General features: G+C 76.1%; 1 protein-coding gene. It reads left to right on the top strand.

The features are described from left to right. The coding region (locus AC2W7G_RS17215) for a tetratricopeptide repeat protein (RefSeq protein ID WP_485869514.1) at positions 1-944 on the top strand (944 nt) is incomplete at both ends.

The following is a 944-nucleotide window of genomic DNA, read 5'->3' as shown; positions in this document are numbered from 1 at the left end:
GTCGGCGCGCGAGCTGGGGGAGCGGCTGCTGGAGCTGTGGGAGCGGCTGCCCGACGCGGCCCGCCAGGTCCCCGGCGGACGCCTGCGGCTCATGCACGACACCGCCCGCGACTGGTACGAGTGGGGCGAGTCCGAGCGGGCCCTGCGGCTGGTGAACCAGGCGATCGGCGAGGGGGCGCAGGGACGCCTGCTGGCCGAGCTGCTGCACCTGCGCACGCTGCTGTGGGACAACACCGGGCAGGGCGACTCGATCACGGCCCTGGAGGAGGCGCTCGAGCTCGTCACCGACCCGGCCGACGTCGACGTGAAGCTGCGCATCGCCACCCGTCACGCGGGCCGGCTCATGATGGCCGGCCGGCGCGAGGAGGCGGTCGCCGCCGCCGAGCGCGTGCGCGACGAGGCCCTCGCGACGGGTGTCACCGCCGAGCTGTCGTACGCGCTCAACGTCCGTGGCACCTGCCTGGTCCACGTCGGCCGGGTCGCCGAGGGGCTGGCCTCGCTCGAGGAGGCGGCGCGGGTCGCCGAGGAGGACTCCGGCACGATGCGCGCGGCGATCAACCGCTCGGACGTGCTCAACCTGCTCGGTCGGCACGAGGAGTCGCTGGCGGCGGCCGAGGAGGGGCTCGCGCTCGCCCGCGAGCGGGGCGTCGAGCGCACGACCGGCGCGATCCTGGCCACCAACGCGATCGATCCCCTCATCGCGCTCGGCCGCTGGGACGAGGCGGCCCGCCGGCTCGAGCGCGCGCTGGAGCTGGTCCCGCCGCTGGCCTTCCGCGTCTACCTGCAGCGCACCAAGACCTGGCTGGCGCTGTGGCGCGGCGACCTGCCCGAGGCCGAGCGGCTCGACGCGAAGTTCGGCCCGGAGATGGACGCGCTGGCCCGGGCCGAGGAGCAGACCAGCCTGCAGCGCAGCGGACTGCGCGCCGAGCTCGCGCTGGCCCGCG

It is taken from the genome of Aeromicrobium sp. PFPM2_SD2, assembly GCF_057364525.1.
Note: the sequence above shows the minus strand (reverse complement) of the source record. Positions and strands in the feature narration are given on the sequence as shown.